The sequence below is a fragment of the Piscibacillus sp. B03 genome (genome assembly GCF_052246295.1).
In the GTDB taxonomy this organism is placed as follows: Bacteria; Bacillota; Bacilli; order Bacillales; family Alkalibacillaceae; genus Piscibacillus.
Genome location: NZ_JBQQCO010000031.1, coordinates 1 through 22,509, shown reverse-complemented (window position 1 = coordinate 22,509; position 22,509 = coordinate 1). Strand labels below are relative to the sequence as shown.

General features: G+C 37.5%; 18 protein-coding genes and 1 rRNA gene. 15 read left to right on the top strand and 4 right to left on the bottom strand.

Annotation, left to right across the window (positions count from 1 at the left end; genetic code table 11):
• Window positions 1-478 precede the first annotated feature (478 nt).
• The 5 genes from ACTWQB_RS15365 (at window position 479) to opp4C (ending at window position 6,359) form a co-directional block, all read left to right on the top strand.
• A complete protein-coding gene (locus ACTWQB_RS15365; RefSeq protein ID WP_443140064.1) occupies window positions 479-1,456 on the top strand; it encodes an ABC transporter ATP-binding protein in 978 nt (325 codons plus the stop codon).
• Between the two features lie 11 nt (window positions 1,457-1,467).
• Window positions 1,468-2,475, top strand: a complete 1,008-nt coding sequence (locus ACTWQB_RS15360; RefSeq protein ID WP_443140063.1) for an ABC transporter ATP-binding protein — start codon at window positions 1,468-1,470, stop codon at window positions 2,473-2,475.
• A gap of 92 nt (window positions 2,476-2,567) precedes the next feature.
• Window positions 2,568-4,388, top strand: a complete 1,821-nt coding sequence (locus ACTWQB_RS15355; protein ID WP_443140062.1) for a peptide-binding protein — start codon at window positions 2,568-2,570, stop codon at window positions 4,386-4,388.
• 76 nt (window positions 4,389-4,464) lie between these two features.
• Window positions 4,465-5,427: an ABC transporter permease gene (locus tag ACTWQB_RS15350; protein WP_443140061.1), complete on the top strand. Its 963-nt coding sequence runs from the start codon at window positions 4,465-4,467 to the stop codon at window positions 5,425-5,427.
• A gap of 11 nt (window positions 5,428-5,438) precedes the next feature.
• A complete protein-coding gene (gene opp4C / locus ACTWQB_RS15345) occupies window positions 5,439-6,359 on the top strand; it encodes an oligopeptide ABC transporter permease (protein ID WP_443140060.1) in 921 nt (306 codons plus the stop codon).
• A 52-nt stretch (window positions 6,360-6,411) separates the two neighbouring features.
• On the opposite strand, the gene ACTWQB_RS15340 is transcribed toward opp4C, so the two are convergent.
• Window positions 6,412-8,157, bottom strand: coding sequence for an alpha-glycosidase (locus ACTWQB_RS15340; protein WP_443140059.1), 1,746 nt, complete (start codon window positions 8,155-8,157; stop codon window positions 6,412-6,414).
• Between the two features lie 321 nt (window positions 8,158-8,478).
• On the opposite strand from ACTWQB_RS15340, the gene ACTWQB_RS15335 reads away from it, so the two are divergent.
• The 5 genes from ACTWQB_RS15335 to ACTWQB_RS15315 all read left to right on the top strand — a co-directional run bounded on the left by ACTWQB_RS15335 (window position 8,479) and on the right by ACTWQB_RS15315 (window position 15,544).
• Complete coding sequence (locus tag ACTWQB_RS15335; RefSeq protein WP_443140058.1) at window positions 8,479-9,786, top strand: extracellular solute-binding protein; 1,308 nt, start codon at window positions 8,479-8,481, stop codon at window positions 9,784-9,786.
• 102 nt (window positions 9,787-9,888) lie between these two features.
• Window positions 9,889-11,175, top strand: a complete 1,287-nt coding sequence (locus ACTWQB_RS15330; RefSeq protein ID WP_277674069.1) for a carbohydrate ABC transporter permease — start codon at window positions 9,889-9,891, stop codon at window positions 11,173-11,175.
• Between the two features lies 1 nt (window position 11,176).
• Window positions 11,177-12,019 (top strand): sugar ABC transporter permease, encoded by an 843-nt coding sequence (locus tag ACTWQB_RS15325; RefSeq protein ID WP_443140057.1) that lies wholly within the window; start codon window positions 11,177-11,179, stop codon window positions 12,017-12,019.
• Window positions 12,020-12,127: 108 nt separating this feature from the next.
• Window positions 12,128-14,494: a glycoside hydrolase family 31 protein gene (locus ACTWQB_RS15320; protein WP_443140056.1), complete on the top strand. Its 2,367-nt coding sequence runs from the start codon at window positions 12,128-12,130 to the stop codon at window positions 14,492-14,494.
• Between the two features lie 30 nt (window positions 14,495-14,524).
• Window positions 14,525-15,544, top strand: coding sequence for a LacI family DNA-binding transcriptional regulator (locus ACTWQB_RS15315; protein ID WP_443140055.1), 1,020 nt, complete (start codon window positions 14,525-14,527; stop codon window positions 15,542-15,544).
• A gap of 95 nt (window positions 15,545-15,639) precedes the next feature.
• Here the strand turns inward: ACTWQB_RS15315 and ACTWQB_RS15310 are convergent, their stop codons facing one another.
• Entirely contained in the window at window positions 15,640-17,217 is a 1,578-nt protein-coding gene (locus ACTWQB_RS15310) for a BCCT family transporter (protein WP_443140054.1), read from the bottom strand.
• A 356-nt stretch (window positions 17,218-17,573) separates the two neighbouring features.
• Between ACTWQB_RS15310 and ACTWQB_RS15305 the strand changes: the two genes are divergently transcribed.
• Both ACTWQB_RS15305 and ACTWQB_RS15300 read left to right on the top strand, forming a co-directional pair.
• Complete coding sequence (locus tag ACTWQB_RS15305; RefSeq protein ID WP_277674064.1) at window positions 17,574-18,293, top strand: N-acetylmuramoyl-L-alanine amidase; 720 nt, start codon at window positions 17,574-17,576, stop codon at window positions 18,291-18,293.
• A 108-nt stretch (window positions 18,294-18,401) separates the two neighbouring features.
• Window positions 18,402-19,454 carry a P-loop NTPase gene (locus ACTWQB_RS15300; RefSeq protein WP_443140065.1) on the top strand — a complete coding sequence of 351 codons (1,053 nt, stop codon included), beginning with the start codon at window positions 18,402-18,404 and terminating at the stop codon, window positions 19,452-19,454.
• 36 nt (window positions 19,455-19,490) lie between these two features.
• Here the strand turns inward: ACTWQB_RS15300 and gerD are convergent, their stop codons facing one another.
• A complete protein-coding gene (gene gerD / locus ACTWQB_RS15295) occupies window positions 19,491-20,141 on the bottom strand; it encodes a spore germination lipoprotein GerD (protein ID WP_443140053.1) in 651 nt (216 codons plus the stop codon).
• Window positions 20,142-20,278: 137 nt separating this feature from the next.
• Here gerD and ACTWQB_RS15290 point away from each other — a divergent pair, with 137 nt between their 5' ends.
• Window positions 20,279-20,917, top strand: a complete 639-nt coding sequence (locus ACTWQB_RS15290; RefSeq protein ID WP_443140052.1) for a KinB-signaling pathway activation protein — start codon at window positions 20,279-20,281, stop codon at window positions 20,915-20,917.
• Between the two features lie 52 nt (window positions 20,918-20,969).
• Here ACTWQB_RS15290 and ACTWQB_RS15285 read toward each other — a convergent pair whose 3' ends face one another.
• Window positions 20,970-21,725, bottom strand: coding sequence for a polysaccharide deacetylase family protein (locus ACTWQB_RS15285; RefSeq protein ID WP_443140051.1), 756 nt, complete (start codon window positions 21,723-21,725; stop codon window positions 20,970-20,972).
• A gap of 160 nt (window positions 21,726-21,885) precedes the next feature.
• On the opposite strand from ACTWQB_RS15285, the gene ACTWQB_RS15280 reads away from it, so the two are divergent.
• Both ACTWQB_RS15280 and ACTWQB_RS15275 read left to right on the top strand, forming a co-directional pair.
• Window positions 21,886-22,122, top strand: coding sequence for a hypothetical protein (locus ACTWQB_RS15280; RefSeq protein WP_443140050.1), 237 nt, complete (start codon window positions 21,886-21,888; stop codon window positions 22,120-22,122).
• Between the two features lie 319 nt (window positions 22,123-22,441).
• Window positions 22,442-22,509 (top strand): 16S ribosomal RNA (locus tag ACTWQB_RS15275); the annotation flags it as partial.

Genomic DNA, 22,509 nt, shown 5'->3' with positions numbered 1-22,509 from the left:
AACAAGCTGCTGGGTTGGCAACTGAAGAAGAAGCCACCATTACGACCTAAAGGTCGATCATATAAATAATGCAGCTAACTTAATACAGATGGAACGTCGTCATTTACACAAACTTTTTGACACTCCCAAAGTTTAATTCAAAAACTAGAATATTAAAATCCTTAACTCATAACATTATAGAGTTAAGGATTTTTTATTACTTCTGTAATCGAATTGTATTGATTTCGTAATATTCGAACCCCGAAACAAGCCGTTGTTTTTAGTTCATTCGACCTTCTTTTCGACAGATTAATACAAAACTAGACAAAATATCTGAAAATTAGTCAAATTTAAAATATTGAAAAAACTATGAAAATCTGTTTATATTAATTCATGGTAATAAATTACCTAAATCTCTCAAACATAATTTAGCATCTTTTTGAGGTTTTAAACAACTAAAGATACATATTTTTCGATAAAAAATATGGGGTGTTGCTAGGTGACAAATGAAACGGTGTTAGAAGTAAAAGATCTCAAAACATACTTTTACTTGGATGATGAACAAATAGCTAGAGCTGTTGATGACGTTGATTTAACAGTGCATGCAGGGGAGACGGTTGCTTTAGTAGGTGAATCTGGCAGTGGCAAAAGTATTACTTCACTATCTATTATGCAACTCATTAATAAACCAGGGAAAATCGTAGATGGCGAGATTAGTTTACTGGGTAGGAACCTATTGGAGCTATCTAATAAACAAATGACTAAAGTTCGCGGCAATGATGTGGCGATGATTTTTCAAGAACCTATGACGGCTCTCAATCCTGTATATACTGTTGGGAACCAAATTATTGAAGTACTTAGAAAGCATAAAAAGATGAGTAAAAAACAAGCGAGACAGAGAGCTATTGAATTGTTAAAACTAGTAGGGTTCCCAAGAGCAGAAGAAACAGTGGATGAATATCCACACCAATTATCGGGTGGGATGCGTCAGCGTGCAATGATTGCGATTGCGATATCTTGTGATCCAAAGCTGCTCATTGCTGATGAGCCGACCACGGCTTTAGATGTTACGATTCAGGCCCAAATACTAAACTTAATGAATGAGATGAAGGATCGACTTAATATGGGCTTACTACTAATTACTCATGACTTAGGTGTGGTTGCAGAATATGCTGATCGTGTTCTAGTGATGTATGGTGGCCAAATTGTTGAACAATCGCCAAAGTACAATTTATTTAAAGAGCCGAAGCACCCATATACAGAAGGTTTGTTAGAAAGTTTGCCTAGCGTTCATAAGGAGTTAGACCGACTGGGAACGATTAAAGGAACCGTTCCACCAGCTCATCGATTCCCACAAGGCTGTCGATTTTCAAGTAGATGTCCACATGTCATGGAACAATGCCTTGAGACGAATCCTGAATTAGTTAGTTTAGATCACGAAAGAGCAGTTCGCTGCTATTTATATACCGATGAATAAGGGGGCACAACATGGCAACGGTTAAAGAAAATCAAGTAGTTCAAACAGATCTAGAGTCAATCGTGAAAGTAGAAGATCTAAAAAAATACTTCCCGATCAAAGGCGGAATTCTTAAACGTACGGTTGGCCATGTAAAAGCCGTAGATGGTGTTACCTTCGATATTAAAAAAGGTGAAACACTTGGTATTGTTGGGGAGTCTGGTTCAGGGAAGTCTACCCTTGGCAGAATGATTCTAAGGTTAATGGAACCGACTGATGGCCAGATTCTTTTTGAAAATAATGATATTACACATTTGAGTAATAAGAAGATGCGTCCGTATCGTAAAGACATGCAAATTATATTCCAAGATCCTTTTGCTTCTTTAAACACTAAAATGAGTGTTGAACAGTTAATTGAGGAGCCAGTATTGGTTCAAACAAATTTGAGTAAAAAGGAACGAAAAGATAAAGTTAACGAGCTGTTAGAGAAAGTAGGTCTAAGAGAGAGTGACCGATTAAAATATCCGCATGAGTTTTCAGGTGGACAACGACAAAGAATTAGTATTGCAAGAGCTTTAGCCATCAACCCGAAGCTAGTTATTGCGGATGAAGCTGTTTCAGCATTGGATGTGTCAATCCAAGCCCAAGTTCTAAACTTGATGTCTGATTTACAGGACGATTTCGGCCTCACATATTTGTTTATTTCACACGACTTAAGTGTGGTCAAACATATTAGTGACAGGGTTGGAGTTATGTATTTAGGTAGACTAGCAGAGATTGCTCCGAAAAAAGAAATCTATGAAAATCCTTTACACCCATATACTCAAGCTTTACTTACATCTATTCCGGATACCGATGTCGATCGGGAACGAGAGTCGGTTCATTTAGAAGGTGATTTACCTAGCCCTTCCAACCCGCCAAGTGGATGTGCCTTTAGAACTCGTTGCCCGATGGCTCATGAACGATGTTCCGTTGATCGACCCGAACTACAAGAGGTTAAAGGTGGGCATTATGTTGCATGTCATTTATATGACGAGTAATGCCGTTGTAAATATTTTAGGAGGTGATGGGCTGAGCTGCATAATCATTTAGAAGTTGTTGTCTTTAAATTAAACCAAAGGGGGATTACGTTTTGTTAAACAAAAAGTTTTGGTATGTGTTACTGGTTTTAACGTTGTTTGCTTTCTTACTGGTCGCTTGTAACAGTGAGAGTGGGGAGGATCCTGGTGAGGAAGAAGACCCGGATACTGAAGAGCAAGAAGAGAATAACGAGGAAGAAGAGGAAGAGGAAAGTGAGCCTGAAGGGCCTGTTGAAGGTGGATCAATTGTAGGTGCAATGGACACAGCGCCTGCTGGAGTATTCAACCCAATCTTCTATTCTGAAGCATATGAAGCTAACATTTTAGACTTCACCCACGAAGGGTTAGTAAGCCAGAATGATAGCTTAGAGTTCATCCCATCTTTAGCACATGACTGGGATATTAACGATGATCAAACGGAAATTACTTTATACTTAGAGGAAGGCGTAAAGTGGCATGATGGTGAAGAATTTACAGCAGATGATGTTGTGTTCACATACAAATCGATTGCGTCTCCTGGTTATACAGAAGCAGGTGGTATTCGTACAGAGTATGTAACGTCATTAGAAGGTTATGAGGAGTTTAACTCAGGTGAAACTGATGAATTCGCAGGTGTAACGGCTGATGATGATTACACAGTGACGTTCCACTTTGCTGAGCCTAACGTTAACCCGCTTTACTATGTTGGGTTCCCGATTATTCCTGAACATGTTTTCGGTGATGTAGCGATTGCAGATATGCCGACGCATGAAGCAACACTTGATGCAGGGAAAGTAATCGGTACAGGGCCATTTGCTTTCACTGATATGGTAGAGCGTGAGCAGTATGAGTTAACACGTCATGACGACTATTGGAAAGGTAAGCCTTATCTAGAAAAGATTACTTGGAAAATTGTTGATCAGTCAGTTATCACAAGTCTTTTAGAAACAGGTGATATCGACTTTGTTGCAGATCCAAACGGTGTTCCGGCAGCTGATTATGAAATGGTTGCAGGATATGACAACGTTGAGTTAATCGAGCAAACTGACTTTGGTTACCAATTAATGGGCTTCAAGCTTAATTACCGTACTGAAGAGGATGTTGAATCAGGAGCAATTAACCCTGATAACTGGGTAGAAAACCCAGACGTTGCAGATCAGCAAGTTCGTCAAGCGATTGCTTATGCAATTGACCGTCAAGGTTTAGTAGATGGTTTACTATATGGCCGTGGTAGTGTTATTAATGCACCAATTGCACAGCAGTTCTGGGCTTATACAGAGGATGTTCCACAGTATGAACACAGCACTGACGAAGCAGAAGCATTATTAGATGATGCTGGTTATGTAGATACGGATGGCGATGGATTCCGTGAAAATCCTGATGGTGAAGAGTGGGTACTTGACTTAGCGTATCCTACTGGAAACCAAATTCGTGAGCGTTCGGCACCAGTTATTCAAGAGAACTTAGAAGCTGTTGGTATTAAAGTAAATCTTCAACAGCCTAAGGAAATGTCAGCTTATGTCAACGACATTATGACAGAAGATGTTGATAATGGTTTAGACCTTTACTTAATTGGTTGGTCTCTTGGTAGTGGAGACCCAGATCCAAGTGGTCTTTGGAACATTGAAGCAGCGTATAACATGTCTCGTTGGAATAACCCTGAGTCTGATGAGTTAATCTTTAAAGCTTTAGAAGCTCCTGATGCTTTTGAACAGGATTTCCGTAAGCAAACTTATCAAGAATGGCAAGAGTTATTCGCAACAGATTTACCAGCAGTTTTACTTTATGCTCAAAACAAGATTTACGGGTTTAATAACCGCTTAAATGGTATTGATCCATTACCATATAGCATGATTAATGATCCGCACTTATGGTGGGTAAATGATGCTGAGTAAGATTTGATCATTATTTGGGTATGTGGAGAGGTTAGCTCCCACATACCCATCCCCTTTTTGAACAGGGAGGAATAATATGTATAAATATATCATTCGTCGAATATTAGTTTTTATTCCAATGCTATTTGCATTATCCGTCATTGTGTTTGCTTTAGCCAAAGCAGCCCCAGGCGATCCATTTACGACGATGCTTGACCCTAATATTGATCGTCAAGTGTTTGAGGAACGAAAAGAAGCATTAGGTTTAAATGATCCAGTACCTGTTCAATACGCTCGCTGGATTGGTAGCGCGGTACAAGGGGACTTTGGTGAGTCAATCGTCTACAATGGACGACCGGTGATGGATTTAATTAGCGCAAGGTTCTGGAATACCATTTATCTTGGATTAGTTGCGTTGTTTTTTACTATTATCGTCGCTATTCCGATTGGGATCTACTCTGCAAGAAATCCATATTCAATGCTAGATTATGCAGCAACTGGTTTTGGTTTTATTGGTTTAGCCATACCTAACTTCTTCTTTGGGTTACTAGCAATCTATTTTCTATCTATACAGCTTGGATGGTTCCCTCCACAGGGGACTGTAAGTGGTAATGAAGTCTCTGGCTTTCAAGAGTTTCTAGATCGTATGCATCATATGATCTTACCTGGAATTACTCTTGGTTTAGCAAGTACAGCTACATACATGAGGTATATGAGGTCTGAAGTATTGGATGTTTTAGGCAGTGACTATATCCGTACAGCTAAAGCAAAAGGGATGAGTGATCGAAACGTATTATACAAGCATACTTTACGTAATGCACTCATACCGATTATTACGCTTATGGGCTTTGAATTTGGCGTACTAGTTGGTGGGGCAGTTATTACGGAGCGAGTGTTTAACTATCCGGGTCTCGGAACGTTGTTTTTAGATGCCATTATCAACCGAGATTATCCCATTGTCATGGCACTGACCCTTATTTTTGGGGTGTTTATCTTAGTTGGTAATTTACTTGCGGATATTTTCTATAGCATCGTTGATCCGAGAATTCGTTACGATTAGAGGTGAAGGTCATGGAAATAGAAACTCTCAAAACACCTAATACTAACCCGGAGTATACTGATCAAGAAGAAGGCAAGAGTAAAAGCCCCTATCAACTCGCCTTAAGGCGTTTTATGAAAAATAAATTAGCTGTTCTTGGTGTTATCACAATGGTTATAATAATTGCGCTATCATTCTCGGCACCGTTACTCACCGATCATAGTCCTACAAAAACGAACATGTTAATGATCGAGCAGCCTCCAAGTGATGAACATATCCTAGGGACGGATGGTTCGGGAAGAGATAACTGGTCACGTTTACTGTATGGGTCAAGAGTTTCGTTAATCGTAGGATTTAGCGCAATGTTTTTTACAGTATTAATTGGGGTCGTATTAGGTTCATTATCTGGCTACTACGGTGGCTTTATTGATGCACTAATTATGAGATTTACAGATTTAATACTCGCATTACCTTTCTTGGTATTGGCACTAACTATCATGTCATTAGTTGAAAATATAACAGTCGCTCTTTTTGTAACCATCATAGCGCTGGTAAGTTGGCCGACGTTAACAAGGCTGGTAAGAGGGTCGTTTTTATCATTACGCGAGCAAGAATTTGTATTAGGAGCTCGAGCAATCGGGGCTTCAGATCGAAGGATTGTTTTTAGACATATGATTCCTAATGCGATTGGTCCAATCGTTGTTAACGCGACATTAATGGTTGCGATTATGATTATTGCTGAAGCGGGGCTAAGTTTTATTGGAATGGGGATTCCTCAACCTCAACCAACTTGGGGGAATATGTTGAATGAAGCCTTGAGTGTGCGTATTTTAAGACAGCACTGGTACACTTGGATTCCTCCAGGCCTTTGTATTTTAGTAACCGTTTTAGCTATAAACTTTATAGGTGATGGGTTAAGAGATGCCTTTGATCCTAAAAGTAATCAACGTTAATGTTAAAAAGCTTGTTACCATTTTGTCGGTAACAAGCTTTTTGAATTAGAATTTATCGTTTAATAATAGAAAAATCATAGGCTTCTAACTCAATAGAACCCACTAACGTTTGACCCGTCCATAAGTTTCTAGAGTGAGAATAAGAGTTAGGTAGATTCACTTGAAGTGGCTGATCATTATTATTAATGATCACTAAAATCGATTCATTTGTATTTCTTCTTTCATACATAACATAGTTTTGCTCTTCATTTGCTTCAACAAAACTAAACTGACCTTCTCCTCTTAATAAAGGTTCGTCATGTCTTAATTTAACCAGTTGTTTGAAGAATGATAACATATCTTGATCTTGCTTTTCACCATCCCACACCATGCATTTTCGGCAATCAGGATCTTCACCACCAGTCATGGCAATCTCATCTCCATAGTAAATACAAGGAGTCCCAATAAAGGTTAATTGAAATACATACATAAGTTTAGCTAAATCTTTGTTGCCATCTGTCCTTGTTAATGCGCGTGGTGTATCATGACTTCCTAGTAGGTTAAATGCTACCTCATTTACATTCTCTGGGTAAGCAGCTAAGACATGATTAATTTGATGAGCAAACTGCTTAGAGTTAATAGTTTGTCTAGCAAAGAAGTTAAGTGTTGCTTCTGTAAAAGGGTAGTTCATGACAGCATCAAATTGATCCCCTTGTAACCAAGGCATTGAGTCATGCCAGATTTCACCTAAAATGTATAAATCATCTTTTACACGTTTAACTTCTTGACGGAACTCCCGCCAAAACTGGTGATCTATTTCATTTGCTACATCAAGTCTCCAGCCGTCAATATCAAACTCTTCGACCCAATAACTTGCTACATCCAATAGATATTTTTTTACTTCTGGATTTTCAGTATTGAGCTTTGGCATCTCTGGAACAAATCCGAATGTATCGTAATTTGGACGTGGCTCAAATTGTAAAGGAAACTCCCTTATGTGAAACCAGTCTGCATACTTCGAGCTTTCGCCATGCTCCAATACATCTTGAAAAGGCTCGAAGTAATAGCCACTATGGTTGAATACAGCATCTAACATGACACGAATTCCCCGGTCATGGCACTTTCTAACAAGCTCACGAAACTTTTCCTTATCTCCGAATTGAGGGTCGATTTCAAAATAATCAATTGTGTCATATTTATGATTTGATTTCGCTTTAAAAATAGGAGTAAAGTATAGACCGTTAATACCCAAGTCTTCTAAGTGGTCTAAGTGATCAATCACACCTTGGAAATCTCCACCAAAGAAATTGGTTGGAGAAGGATCAGTGCTGTTCCAATCAAGTGTACCTTTAGGGTCATTCGAAGGGTCACCATTCGCAAACCGTTCTGGGAAGATTTGATACCAGACTGTATCTTTAACCCAAGAAGGTGCTTGAAAAACATCAACAGGATTTAGAAATGGTACTTTAAAAAAACAAGGAGGATACTGTGTAGGAACCTCATTATAATATCCACGTTCTGTAAAAATAACAGGTTTAGAGTTCTCTTGGTCAGTTAATGAAAAGACGTAATGTGTTCGTCGGTTAATAGTTTTGATCGAGGCAAACCAGTAATCATATAACTCATCTTGGTAAATAACTTTCATGTTTGCTTCATAAAGATTAGGTTCTTCATTGGTCCAATCAAAAGGGTCACCATAAATAAGTGTGACTTGAGAAAGGTCTCCTTTTTTGGCGCGTAATTTAATATGTATTGTCTCGTGGTCGTAAGGATAAGCATAATTGTTTTTAGGTCTATGATCGATAGCTTCTTTTAACATAACATGACTCCTTTCAACATGAATTTATGCAATCGTATTCACTTGAAATCATCATGGCATAAATATGTATCTGTCGCAAGAGTATTTTATTTTGAAAAAATTTATAGCTAGTAAGTCTTTAATGATAAGGTTTAGAGGAATGGTTAATGTTTTTTTATAAAATTTGTCTTGCAATTTTGTCTATTAGGCGTTTATAATATATGTAAATTGCGTGCAAACGTTTTCATTACATAATAGCAACCTTTAAAATCGCTTTCTTAAATTTACGTAATGCAAACGGTTGCGTTAATTTGTTTTTAAAACATTTAAGGGGGATTTTTAATGAAGAAAAGCTTATTTATGTTAATGGCTTTATTAGCTTCGCTACTATTAGTGCTAGCTGCATGTGGGCCAGACCGTGACTCTTCAGAAGGTGAAGAGGAAGGTCAAACTGAGGAAACTGGTAATGAAGAGGCTGAAGGAGAAGCAGATGCCGATAAGCCTGATCAATTAAAAGTATGGGCAGATGAAGATAAATCTGTTGGTATTGAAGAGGCAATTGCTGCTTTCGAAGAAGAACATGGAATTGAAGTCGTTGTGGAAGAGTTAGAAATGGCGACAAAACAAAAGGAACAGTTACGCCTAGACGGTCCAGCTGGCACAGGGCCAGATGTTATTACGCTACCACACGATCAAATTGGTCAGTTGGCTGATGAAGGTAGTATCGCTCCACTTGAAGTGGATCAGTCAGTGTTAGATATTTACACTGATTCAGCATTAACAGCAGTCACATTTGAAGGTGAAATTTATGGCCTTCCAAAAGCGACTGAAACACCAATCTTTATGTATAACAAAGAACATTTAGATGAAGCTCCAGAAACATTTGATGAGTTATACGAGTTTGCACAAGACTTTAACGATGGTGAAAACTACGCTTTCTTGGCGTTATGGGATAATTATTACTTTGCACACGGAATTCTAGCTACTTATGGCGGTTATGTGTTCCAGGATAATGATGGAACATTAGATTCTACTGACATTGGTCTTAACAATGAAGGTGCAGTAGATGGTGCACAGTATATTCAAAAATGGTACGAAGAGGGGTTATTCCCTGAAGGTATTATTGGTGAAAGTGGTGGATCTACTTTAACTGGATTATTTGAGGATGGAAAAGTAGCGTCTAAGATGGATGGTCCATGGTCAGTACAGGGTGTGCGTGACGCTGGTATTGATTATGGTGCAGCACCAATGCCAAAACTATCTAACGGCGAACACGCTCAAACATTTGTTGGGGTGAAATCATGGAACGTAAGTAACCATTCTGAGAATAAAGAATGGGCTACAAAGCTAATTACTTTCTTAGCAAATGAGGAGAACTCGAAGAAACGTTTTGAAATTACTGCTGAAATCCCACCGGTAAAAGCATTAATTGAAGATCCAATTATTGCGGATGATGAAGTAGCTCAAGCAGTTGCAATTCAATCACAACGTGGTGTTCCAATGCCTAATATTCCTGAAATGGGTCAAGTTTGGGAGCCAATGGCGACTGCGTTACAGTTAATTGCTATGGGTGAACAAGACCCTCAACAAGCATTGGATGATGCTGTAAAAGCAATTGAGGAAAATATCCAAACAAGTAAGAGTGAATAACCTTGAATGGGCGGTACGCTATGTACTGCTCGTTCATCTATACATAACTTTTTAACCGAATGTATTTCCCTCTACGAAGAGTTGGAAAGGGAGTATCTTAAAATGGACATAACTGAAGCTAAAACAAATCATAGAAAAATAGCATTGTATTTATCGATATTTCCTGGGGCAGGGCAATTTTACAATAAGCAGTATATTAAAGGCAGTGCCTTTCTATTTTTATCTGTTATTTTTTTATCGGCTTTTTGGGACATAATCGATATCGGGTTATGGGGCATTGTGACTTTAGGTGAGATCCCGATGGAAGACCATTCTATTTTTCTTTTAGTTCAAGGAATCATTGCGCTCCTAGTTATAGCAATTGGGTTAACCGTATACATTATAAATCTGGTAGATGCTTATCGTAACGGTAAGAGACGAGATCTTGGGTTGGCAAGACACTCCGTACGTCAACAATACCAAAACCTCATTGATACAGGTTTCCCTTATTTGATGTTGTCTCCAGGTTTCTTTTTATTAATATTTGTTGTTATTTTTCCAATCTTGTTCGTCATTCTATTATCTTTTACTAATTATAGTATTAATAACTCACCACCAGCTAAGCTGGTTGATTGGGTAGGGTTCAAAAACTATATTGAAATCTTCCAAATGGATACATGGCGTAACACGTTCTTTAACGTGTTTAAATGGACAATTATTTGGACGTTTGCAGCTACAACTCTACAAATCGCCATTGGTATTTTCTTAGCTGTGTTAGTTAATCAGAAAGATATTAAGTTTAAGAAGACGATCAGAACGATTTTTATTCTACCTTGGGCTGTTCCAGCATTTGTATCAATCCTAGTTTTTGCTGGAATGTTCAACAATACTTTTGGAACGATTAATAATGATATTCTGGCGTTCTTCGGGATTGATCCGATCTCATGGATGACCAATGCGTTTTGGACGAAATTTGCATTAATTATGATTCAATCGTGGTTAGGATTTCCGTTTATTTTTGTCATGGTTACGGGAGTTCTACAATCAATACCAAATGAATTATATGAAGCTGCTACAGTGGATGGAGCGTCGATGTGGCAGAAGTTTAAGACCATCACATTTCCAATTGTGATGTACGCAACGGCACCAATTATGATTACACAATACACTTTCAACTTTAATAACTTTAACGTGATTTTCTTATTTAATGGTGGTGCTCCAGCTGTGCCAGGTCAAAATGGAGCAGGTGCTACTGACATCTTAATTTCCTGGATTTATAAGTTAACCTTAGATGTAGGGCAATATGGTAAAGCTGCTGCCATTACAATGATGCTATCGTTAGTGGTCATAACAGTTGCCATTTGGCAGTTTAGAAGAACAAAAGCATTCCAAGAAGAGGATATGATGTAATATGAATATGAAAACTCAAAAGATTATTCGTTTAACGTTAACGTATTTTGCGATAAGCATAACGGCGATTATTATTTTATATCCAGTTCTATGGATTTTTGGTTCATCGCTGAATCCAGGTAATAGTTTGTCGGGGTCTAGTATGATTCCTGAGGATGCAACCTTTAAACATTATAAGGAGTTGTTTAATACAGAAGAAAGTGATTATTTAATTTGGTATTGGAATACGCTTAAAATATGCTTTTTAACCATGATTATTACAGTATCCATGATTGCGTTAATGGCTTATTCATTTTCAAGATACAGATTTATAGGCCGTAAATACGGATTAATGACATTTCTAATCCTGCAAATGATTCCCAACTTTGCAGCGTTAATCGCCATTTATGTATTAGCGGTTGTTACCGGGCTAATAGATACTCATTTAGCTTTAATTTTAATTTACGTTGGCGGATTGCTACCGATGAATACATGGTTAGCAAAAGGTTACTTTGAGACCATTCCTAAAGAACTGGATGAATCCGCTAAGATGGATGGAGCTGGTCATTTTCGCATTTTTTGGACGATTATATTACCGTTAGTAAGACCAATATTAGCGGTCATTGCATTATTTGCTTTTATCACTCCGTTTACGGATTTCATTTTAGCCCGAGTGATTTTAAGAAGTAAGGAAAATTACACGTTAGCTGTAGGTCTATATGATTTAGTAGCTAATAATTTTGGAGCTGAATTCACAAAGTTCGCAGCGGGTGCAGTCTTAATTGCAATCCCAATATCGATCTTATTCTTATCCTTACAACGTTATTTAATCTCAGGGCTAACTTCAGGTGGTACGAAAGGTTAAATAAATCACAACTATAATAAACAGCCAATTAATCTAGTTAATCACGGCGTTGCTTTAAATGTAATCCGGGATTAAATTCATTAGTACTTTCATAGAGTAGGTGAGAACATGCAAGATACAAGCTTTGCGATACACCCTGGCAAAGAGAAAAAGTTAAAAGACCAAACATTTCATGATATAGGTAATTTAAAACAATTCATTCAACGTGATCAAGTTTTTGCTTTTCAAACAGAAAAAGCTTATGTGAATGTAATTTTTTATCGTGATGACATTGTTCGTGTTGTCATGAACCCACACCAGGAGCCGGAATTAAATAATAGTTTTGCAGTAGAACAAGGCCCTGATTCTGTTGATGTAAAAGTTGATGAACAAGAGGATATGTTAGTTCTGTCATCTGAACACGTTAAGGTTCAAGTTTGTAAAGAGCCGTTTCGAATAAATGTTTTGGATACTAAAGGGTATTCTCTTGTCTCTGACGCTACACAAGGGATGGGCTTCAACAATGATGGCCATGTGATTTGTTTTAAAAAGGCTTATCAAGATGATCATTACTACGGATTTGGTGAAAAGACAGGATTTTTAGATAAACGTGGTGAAAAGTATACGATGTGGAATAGTGACGTATACGCGCCACACAACCCTGAAACAGATCCGTTATATGAATCGATTCCTTTTTTTATGACATTAAGAAGAGGTCGTGCAACGGGAATCTTCTTTGATAATACTTTTAAAACAACTTTTAATATGAAGGTTGAACAATCAGAGACTTATAGTTTTGAAGCTGAAGGTGGTCAGCTAGATTACTATGTGTGTGCGGGCCCTTCACCTAAAGAGGTATTAGAGCAATATACAGCTCTAACTGGTAGAATGCCTTTACCACCTAAATGGGGGCTTGGTTATCACCAGTCTCGTTATAGCTATAAAACGGATGCTGAAGTACGCGAGCTAGTTCAGAACTTTGTAGATAAAGAGATACCAGTTGATGCGATTCACCTTGATATCCATTATATGAATGGCTATCGTGTGTTTACATTTGACCAAAACCGTTTCCCGGACCCTAAAAAGCTTATTATGGATATGAAGGAAAAAGGAATACGGGCAGTTCCAATTGTCGACCCAGGGGTCAAAGTGGATGCGGAGTACAGTATTTACCAAGAAGGTATAACAAATGATTTATTTTGTAAATATTTAGAGGGGAATATCTTCTTTGGAGATGTTTGGCCTGGAAAGAGCGCATTCCCTGATTTTACGAAAGAATCAACCCGTAAATGGTGGGGGGAAAGCCATAAGTTTTATACAGAACTAGGAATTGAAGGCATTTGGAACGACATGAACGAACCAGCCGTTTTCAATGAAACGAAAACGATGGATGTTGATGTGATGCACGATAACGATGGCAATCCAAAAACCCACCGTGAGCTTCATAATGTGTATGGTTATCTAATGGGTGAAGCGACGTATAACGGAATGAAGGAGTTACTAGATCAGAAGCGTCCATTTTTATTAACTAGAGCCGGTTATGCAGGTGTGCAGAAGTATGCGGCAGTATGGACAGGGGATAACCGAAGTTTCTGGGAACACTTAGAAATGGCTATACCGATGTGTTTAAATCTTGGTGTATCTGGTGTGGCTTATTCTGGACCTGATGTTGGTGGTTTTGCACATGATACGAATGGTGAATTGTTAACCCGCTGGACTCAATTTGGCACCTTTACACCATTTTTCCGAAACCATAGCGCGATTGAGTTCGTCTATCAAGAACCGTGGCAATTTGGAGAAAAGTATGAAGCAATTATTAAGAAGTACATTCAACTTCGATATAAATGGTTACCTCACATATATAAGTTGTTTAAAGAGGCCTCTGAAACAGGTGTTCCAGTGATGCGCCCATTATTTATGGAGTATCCAGATGATGAGGAGACTTACCAGTTATCAGACCAATTCCTAATTGGATCTAATGTTATAATAGCGCCTGTATTACGTCCGGGTGTTAAAGATCGAATCGTTTATTTGCCAAAGGGTATTTGGCACGATTATTGGACGGGAGAAACATATGAAGGTGGTCAGCGAATCATTGCACACGCTGAACTTGATCATCTTCCTATTTATGTAAAGAGTGGAGCGATATTGCCTGAAGCTAATGTTAAACCATCTACGGCACATGATGTGGACGAAATGACCATTCATATTTATCCATCAGAGAACGGAGCACTATATGAATTGTATGATGATGATGGTGAAACGTTTAATTACCAACAGAAAGAGTATTTCACATTAGAACTAAATGTAAAACAAAGTAGCGACGCTGTATTAATAGATTCAAAAGTAAGTCATCAACAATATAAACCTAAGTGGAAAGAGATCGCTTATAAGATTCATGGAGTTTCTTCAAAAGATACCATTATATATAATGGAGAGAACATTAGTGATGTTAAAGTTCAAGAAGGGTATGTTTCTTTTAAAAAGGCATGGTAGATTAGGAGTAGCATAGGGGGAAAAGTAGTCATGACACCGACGATCAAAGATGTAGCTAAATTAGCAAATGTATCACCATCAACTGTGTCACGAGTGATTGCAAATAATCCAAAGATTAGCTTAAGAACTAAGGAAGTCGTACGTGAGGCGATGAGTGAGTTAGGTTATCATCCTAACTATACAGCAAGAAGCTTAGTCAGTCGTAACACGCAAACAATTGGATTAGTGATGCCAAGCTCTGGTGATAAAGTTTTTCAAAACCCTTTTTTCCCGGAAGTCATCCGAGGAATTAGCACCAAATCTCATGATAAGAATTACGGGATTTATATGACAACAGGGAATTCAGAAGATGAAATTATGCAGGGTGTTTATGATATCGTACAAGGTCGTCGAGTGGATGGTTTAATATTATTGGCCTCAAAAGTTAATGACCCTATGCTTGATTATTTGTTAGAAAAGGATTTTCCTTTTACCTTAATAGGAAAGCCTGATGGGGATGAATCAAATATTACGTTTGTTGATAATGATAATGTGAAAGCTGCTTATGAAGCGACCATGCACCTAATCCATTTAGGTCATAAGCGAATTGCTTTTGTAGGTGGAGGCATGGAGTTGGTTGTGACGGTTGACCGTATGAATGGTTATATTGAGGCATTAAAAGATGCAGGTATCAAGCGAAAAGATGAATACATTGTGCATCATGAGTTTCTGCGTGAGGGTGGACGAGATGCTGTTCACGAATTAATGTCATTGGATGAGCCGCCTACAGGTTTAGTTGTAACAGATGATATTATGGCATTTGGTATTGTTAACACGCTTGAGCAGATAGGTAAGAAAGTAAAGGAAGACATCTCAGTGGTGAGCTTTAATAATGTTATTTTTTCTGAGTTGGCTAATCCTTCATTAACATCGGTTGATATTAATATTTTTAAACTTGGACATGAAGCGGCACAATGTCTGTTTGATCATATTGAGCAGCCTAATTTATTACCACGTCGTATTACAATTCCGCATCAATTAGTGGTTCGAAATTCTTGTGGTACACCATAGAAAAAAGCGTCTACTATAAGGTAGGCGCTTTTTTAAATGTTGTATAATAAGACTCGAACAAAGTTGTTAAACTTTCGTCCGGGTTCTATTTAATCTTATTTTGTTGAATCGTCTTCTTGTTCTTTTTGTTGTGCTTCGTAACGTTCCCTCATGCGTTTATAACGTCTCATATCACGATTTGTAATAGGGACGATGTCTGAGCGTACTAACTTAACAATGGCAAATACCATAATCAGCATTAAGATTGTAAATGGTAAGGCCGCAACAAGTGATGCAGTCTGTAATGCTTCCAATCCACCAGCAAATAGTAACACGCCTGCAATTGCTGAGATTAAAACACCCCAAACCATTTTGGCAGTCATGCTAGGATTTAAGTCGCCACGAGACGTCATGCTTCCTAAAATGTATGCTGCAGAGTCAGCTGACGTAATTAGGAAAGTTGCAATTAATAAAATGGCGATTAATGACATGATCGTTGAAATCGGTAAAATATTAAATAGCTCAAATAAGGCTACGGTAACATCGGCATCGACTGCTTCCGCTATTTGAGTACCATTATTTAAATCACTATGCAATGCAGTTCCGCCAAATGAAGCAAACCATAAGCAAGAGATCAATGGTGGTACAATCATGACCCCGAATACGAATTCGCGGATTGATCTACCACGTGAGATTCGTGCAACGAATGCCCCAACAAAAGGTGACCAGGCAATAACCCATGCCCAGTAGAAAATCGTCCAATCAATAGCCCATGTCCCGCCTTCATATGGTGTTAGACGCAAGCTATAAGAAATGAAATTTGCTAAATAATCACCTAGTCCTACTGTGAATGTATTTAAAATGAATAAAGTAGGGCCTGCAAAAAATACAAAGACCAATAAGACGAGCACAAGGGTCATATTAACATTACTTAAATACTTAATACCTTTATGAAGTCCTGTAGTAGATGAAATCATGTACGCTACAAAGACGCCTCCGATGATAATTAATTGCATCCATCCAGCATTAGGAACTCCAAATACAGCATTTAAACCACCATTCATCTGCATGACGCCAAGTCCAATAGAGGTTGCAATGCCCATTACAGTCGCAATAACAGCTAAAGAGTCAATTGTGTTTTTAACTGTTATATTTTTTCCTGTAATTGGTTCTAGTGCAGTTGAAACAAGCCCATCTTGTTTTTTACGATATTGTAAATATGCGATGACAAGCCCTACAATCGCAAAGATTGACCACTGACTAGCACCCCAGTGGAAGAAAGCATAACTCATCGCTACTTTTGCAGATTCTTCTGTTTGATCAGGTATATCAACAAACGGTGAATTAAAGTAATGGCTTAAAGGTTCTGCAACTCCCCAGAACACTAACCCAACACCTAAACCAGCCGAGAATAGCATCCCAATCCAAGTGTAGAATGGAAATTCAGGCTTTTCTTTGTCGCCACCAAGTTTAATTCGGCCGTATTTTGTTAGTGCAAGGCCGAACAAGAATAAGGTAAAAATAAATACTGCAATTAAGTATAACCAACCAAAATTATATGTCGTAAATTCGTATAATATACCAGCAACACTGTTAAATCCCTTAGGGTTAATGGCACCTAAAACAACTAAAATGCCAACGACTAAAGCTGAAATTGTAAAAACTGGATTTTTCCATAAATCTTTTGTGTTCATTATATTTTCTCCTCACTGTTATTTTATCTTAGGTAATGAAATATAAAATTCATCGATCGTAGATAAAGTCTCTGTAGAGGAGAAATATCTTAAAATCATCGTCCACTTACTCAAAACCCCCTAAATAGTAAAATCATTACAGTTATAACCTTATTATTAATATTTTAAAAATTCAAATTATATTTTAATGTGTGAATGGGAAATAAGAAAGTAATTTAGAGGAAAAAGACCCTTAAATAAATAAAAACCAAATGATTTAGAAATATTTACCCTTTTTTGATAATTGTTAAACAACTTTTTTCAAAAAATCATATTTCAGAGCTCTTGTCCATATAGTTAGACGAGGAGGTTTGAATATGAAGCGGTTGTTGACTATATTGTTATGGATTTTAGCTTTCGTTCTTTTATATTACTTATTAAGAATGCCATTACCTTCTAGTCCATCAGGTACAAGCGATGTGACCATGCCATTAGCAGGAAAAGTCGTTGTTTTAGACCCAGGCCACGGAGGCGTTGATGGCGGTGCTGACTATGGTGAAGTTAAAGAAAAGTCAATAGTACTTAATACGACACTGTATTTAAAAGACTATTTGCTCGGCTCAGGGGCAGAAGTTCACTTAACGAGGGATACTGATAAAGACTTAGCACCGAAAGATATGAAAGGTTATTCAAAGCGAAAAGCTTATGACATTAGAAGAAGAGTAGATTTTATTCAAGATAAGAATGCTGATCTATTCGTAAGTCTTCATCTGAATTCGATGACGAATGAGCAGTGGAAGGGAGGCCAAGCTTTTTATTACCCAGGAGATGACAATGAAGCGTTGGCAAAAGCGATACAAGAGCGGTTGCGTGAAACAACTGAAACGAACAGACAAGCTTTTTCCACTTCTAATATATATGTGTTAAAACGTGCAGAGACAACAGGGGCATTAGTTGAACTAGGTTTTCTATCTAATGCTAGCGAGCGAGAAAAGCTGCTAACAGAAGATTATCAAAGGGAGTTAGCGTTTTCTATTTATCAAGGTATTATTGAGTATGTTCAAGGGGGACAAGAAGCTAGTAATCAAGATGACTGAGAGTTTTTAAATTTTATGTTATACTAAGGCTTGAAAGTTAGGTTAACTCGTCGTGTAGACGAGTTTTCTTTAGCATAAAATTTGAAAACTCAAAGGAAGGTGTCATTGTTGATTACAGAAGAGCGCGTAAAAGAGTTGCTCAACCCTGTAAAGGACCCTCATATACATAAAACATTTGAGGAAACTGGAGCAATTGAAAATATAAAGATCAAAGAAGATAAGAACCACGTTAGTGTTAAGATTGCGTTAGCTGAGCCAAATTCGGCTGAACAAATGCAATTACAACAAGAAATTGTAGGAATGTTGAAAAAAGAAGGCGTTGCTACGGTTGGTCTTCGTTTTACCGAGCTTCCTGAAGAACAGCGCGAAGAGTATGTGAATGCAGCTAATGAAGAAAAAGAAGCTAATTTAATAGGACAAACAGGCACAAAATTTATTTCCATTGCTAGTGGTAAAGGCGGTGTAGGTAAATCAACAGTCACCGTCAACTTAGCTGTTGCATTAGCTCGTTTAGGTAAAAAAGTAGGGATTGTCGATGCTGATATCTATGGATTCAGTGTTCCAGACATGATGGGAATTGAAAACCGCCCACAGGTTCGTGGTGAGAAAATTATTCCAGTAGAACGTTTTGGTGTACAAGTTATTTCGATGGGATTCTTTGTTGAGGACAACTCACCGATTATTTGGCGTGGCCCTATGTTAGGGAAAATGCTCACAAGCTTTTTCAAAGAAGTAGAGTGGGGGGATTTAGACTACTTATTATTAGATTTACCACCGGGTACAGGTGATATTGCTTTAGATGTTCAGGAGTTATTACCATCATCTAAACAAGTAATTGTTACTACACCTCATCCAACGGCTGCGTTCGTTGCGGCACGTGCAGGTCAAATGGCGTTAAAAGCTGATCACGACATTATCGGAATTGTTGAGAACATGTCTTATTTTGAAAGTGCCATTACTGGTCAACGTGAATACGTGTTTGGTGAAGGTGGAGGAGACAAATTAGCTGAAGTATTAGATACAGAAGTGTTAGGGCGTTTACCTCTACAACAACCATATGATGATGAAGATGTATTTGCACCAGGAGTTTATCAAGAAGATCATCCAACAGGTAAGATTTTCTTAAGTATCGCTAACAAATTAGCAAAACGTAGTAAATAACAAAAAGTCTGTCCGAATTCTTCGGACAGACTTTTTCTATGGTCCCCCGCCACTGCCTTCACCTTCTTGCTGACCTCCACCACTACCGCCACCGCCACTTTGTTGCTGTTGTTGCCCTTGTTCTTGCCCTTGCCCTTCCTGAGACTGCTTTGCTTCCTCAGCGGCTTTGAGAAGAACTTCTTGCATTTGCGCTTTAAACAATGGGCTGCTTAATGTCTCTTGGATGGTTTCCTCTAAGTGCTGTTTAAATTGTTGGCTTTTTAAGGTGGATAAGATCATCTTTTGCATCTCTTCATTTTGAAATAGTTGAATCATTTGTGCTTGGTAAGCGGAATCATTCATCAACCCTTTTATAAGTTCTTGGTCAGCTTCTTTGGTTGCGTTGACATAGGCCTTTACAAAGGAGGGGTCTTCAAAAAGGGTTTTGAAGAATTCCTTCCCTTTTTCACTATCAACGGTCTGCTCAACGCTTTGCTTAACTAAGTCAGAGTTCAGGACCAATTGTTGCTTCATCTCTTCTTCGGATAAAAGCTCTTTAACAGCCTTTTTACCATCATCGGTCTTTAATATATCAACCACCATTTTCTTGGTTGATTCGTACTCAGGAGGCTGTTGAGAACTACTGCCACCCTGGTTACAGGCGGCTAAAAATATAAATAACACTAATAAGAAGTGTAGCTTTTTCATTATAATGACTCCTTTAAAGAGTTCTTACTTGTTAATATTAGATGGATGTGAAAAAATATACACATTTGAGACAAGCAATAATAGGCAATTAATGATAAAATACGGTATGGTAAGGTTTAGTTTAGGGGGAAGTATTCGTGACAATTCGTAAGTGGTTAAGATTTTTTTCAGTGGCTTTATTAATTGGTGCTGTTACCACTGTTTTGACAAGCTTTTTTGTACAAACAGATGCTTACACACCTTATTTAGAGCCGTTTGATTTATGGAATTTAACAGGAGCAGTTTTTTGGTTTATTGGTTGGGGATTAGTTTATAGTGTGATAAGTCAAATGGGCTTTTTCGCATATTTAACAGTTCACCAATTTGGTCGCGGTTTCTTCGGTTTCTTTTGGAACCATGTCCAAATTGTTTTAATATTAATTGTATTATTTGATTTAGTTTACTTAAGATATACACGAGCTGAAGATCCAGGAAGTTTATTCCCATACTTAGTTGTTCCAGCGATGTTACTCATCTATTCTTATGCAGTTGCTAAACTAAAAGCGAAGGAAACGCATCCAAGAGCATTTTTACCCGCACTATTCTTCATGGTTGTAGTAACGACAGTTGAATGGATTCCGGCATTAAGAGTCGATGAACGTGAGTGGGTCATGTTAATGATTGTTCCTTTATTAGCTGTTAATACGTATCAATTATTAACATTGCATAAAATTGTAGGATTTAATGAAGGACCTTCTGAAACTAAAGAGGGGAAAGATAAGAAAAAAACTAAATAAAATAATGTTTTATATTAAAAAGGCATCTCTAATGTTAGGGATGCCTTTAAGATTAATTAATTGGATTCAATTTGATTTTAGCAGGCGATAAGAGTTCTGTGACGGTTACAAACTTATAGCCTTCTTCTTTTTTTGATTTAATTAATTGTTGGATCACCTTTGGAGTAGGCGTTAAATTATCCTGGGCATTAAATAAGATAATATCCCCTTTAGAAAGTTGCTCAGATAATTCTCTTGCTTTTTGTTCGTGATCAGTACTTTGTCTAATGTTAGCAAAGTGACTCCAGAATACCGTCCTATACCCCAAATTATTAATATGTTCAACAACACTTCGGTTATATCTATTCTCAGGTGGGCGAACTAATGTAAGAGGTTCATACTTGAGTCTCTTTAAAGTGGATTCCCCATTTTTAATATCCTCAGTTATTTCGTCATTTGTAAGACCAATATAATGGTCTCTGTAAAAACCTAATAACCCAACCTCGTGATTTTCTTCTATTATTAACTTAGCTATTTCTTCATTCCGTAATGCCCATTCTCCATTTATAAAAAAGGTTGCTTTTACTTTTTCTTCTTTTAGTACTTCAAGAATATCTATAATAACATCATCGCCCCATGAAATATTAACAGTAATCGCGATTTCTTCTTCATCTTTTATAGCCTTACTAATCCCACCTGTATGTTGCACTTTTGACTGTGGTTCAAATACATAAACGGATGACAGTTGATAAGAAAGGTAGACAATCCCTGTTAACAAACCTATGAAGATCCACTTTTTCCAACTTGTCCAATTTAATACGAAGAACATAAACACCCAACCTTTTCACCATATTTTTTACTGTCATGTATATGAAGCCGTTCAACTGATTATATTGATGAATACGCAACAACAATAGAGCTCATTAGATATTTATGCAGTTTGCTCCTCGTTTAGAAGGGACAAGTTAGAAAAAATAGGTAGGATGGGTGTGAATGTTTTGATTGGACTATTAATTACTGAACAAGAACAAAAAGAATTAGAATACTTACTAAAAAGGGAAATGGATGAACTGATTTTTGATTTCAATTATGAAAACATTGACCATCAAGTAAAAGACGCTATTAAAGATCGTTACAAACTTCTATTCAATATCTTTAAAAGAATGGCCGACCATTCTACATGTATTAAATACACTCCTCGAAAGAACTTTCCAAATGTTAAGTGATGTATAAAACAAGTTTGTAGCTGTTTGAAAAGTTTAAATTAATAAAATTATATTTTATGTATTGTCATCCTTATGACCCTGTGATAATATAATTTTTGTCGTCAAAACGACGCGAAAAACAACAAGATAAAACTTATTAAAAAGTTCTCGAAAACTTGTTGACAACGATTTGTTGCTATGATAAATTTAATTTCGTCGTCCAAACACGACACACATTTTGAACCTTGAAAACTAAACAAAATAGCCTGTAGTCAATTCTAAGTTTTTCATCTGGATTGGCAGATGAAAAACCTTAAACTATTTAGCCAATCAAACTACTTTTATGGAGAGTTTGATCCTGGCTCAGGACGAACGCTGGCGGCGTGCCTAATACATGCAAGTCGAGCG